Here is a 1,147-nt window from a genome sequence, read left to right as displayed (position 1 = left end):
AGACCGCCCCGCGCTCTTCGCCGCCCAATTCGCGCTCAGCCATGCCTGCTGGCTTGTGACCTATCCGCTTTCCGGCTGGCTGATGACGCAGTTCGGACCGGTCGCGGCCCTCGGGACGCTTGCGGCGCTGGCAGGCGTCGGCGCGCTATCGGCTCTGCGCCTCTGGCCAAAGGAGGATCCAGAGATCCTCGAGCACAGCCATGACAACCTGCCGCTCGACCACCCCCATCTCAAGGGCGTCCGGCGCCATGCGCATCCCTTCGTGGTCGATGACCAGCACCCCCGCTGGGCATCACCGCTCTGAAGGGCGACCCTGCACCAGCGGCAGGTGAATCGTTGCCCGCAATCCGCCCTCTGCGCGATTCGACACGACTACGTCACCGCCATGGGCGCGCAGGATGGCCTGCGCGATCGGAAGGCCGAGGCCGATCCCGCCCGTTTCGCGCGAGCGCGAGGTCTCGAGCCGGGTGAAGGGGTCGAAGACCTTGTCCAGATCCCGCGAAGGGATGCCGGGACCCTCGTCCTCGATCAGCATTTCCGCGCGATCGCCAATCCGCGTGACCGACACCCGCGCCCCGCCGCCGTAGCGTTGCGCATTCTCCATCAGATTGCGCAGGGCGCGCCGGATCGCCGTGCGGCGGATCTCGGCCCTGACCGGTTCGGACGCCATCACCGCGATCTGCGGAGCCGTCTCGGACAGCTCGTCCGCGAGTTCGCCTACAAGCGCAACAAGATCGCACGCCTCCGTCGGCTGGTCGGTTGAAACACCCCGCGCGTAGGCCAGCGTGGAGTCCACCATCTCCTGCATTTCGTCGAGCGTGGCGGCCATCCGTTCGCGCGTCTCGTCATCATCGACCATCTCTGCGCGGACCCGCAGCGCCGTGATGGGAGACCGCAGGTCGTGGCCAAGCGCGGCGAGCATCCGGGTGCGATCGGCGATCATGGCCGTAAGGCGCGCATGCATGCGCCCCAGCGCGTCCGAGAGCGCGCGCACCTCGCGCGGGCCGTGCCGTGGCATCTGCGGCGCCGGCGCATCGAGGCCGAACCCGTGTGCGTCTTCAGATAATTTGGGACATCAGAGCGTGCTTTCGTTTGGAGGCTCTGGCTCATCCTTGATTGAGTTTACGCGTTTTCAGTTTGGTGGCGC

At 67.3% G+C, this 1,147-nt stretch carries 1 protein-coding gene and 1 pseudogene; one reads left to right on the top strand and one right to left on the bottom strand.

Annotation, left to right across the window (positions count from 1 at the left end; translation table 11 throughout):
- Positions 1–304, top strand: a pseudogene (locus ACH107_RS33025) (MFS transporter); the annotation flags it as partial.
- On the opposite strand, the gene ACH107_RS33020 reads toward ACH107_RS33025, so the two are convergent.
- Positions 293–1,018, bottom strand: coding sequence for an ATP-binding protein (locus ACH107_RS33020; protein WP_412509815.1), 726 nt, complete (start codon positions 1,016–1,018; stop codon positions 293–295). The pseudogene ACH107_RS33025 and the gene ACH107_RS33020 sit on opposite strands and share 12 nt — an antisense overlap.
- Positions 1,019–1,147: the final 129 nt, after the last annotated feature.

This window comes from Roseovarius halophilus (ex Wu et al. 2025) (genome assembly GCF_047086965.1).
This window is presented reverse-complemented; position numbering and strand designations above follow the sequence as displayed.

Coding starts and splice junctions, on each gene's coding strand:
- ACH107_RS33020 (WP_412509815.1), bottom strand. CDS start 1,018: ATGCCACGGCACGGCCCGCGCGAGGTGCGCGCGCTCTCGGACGCGCTG.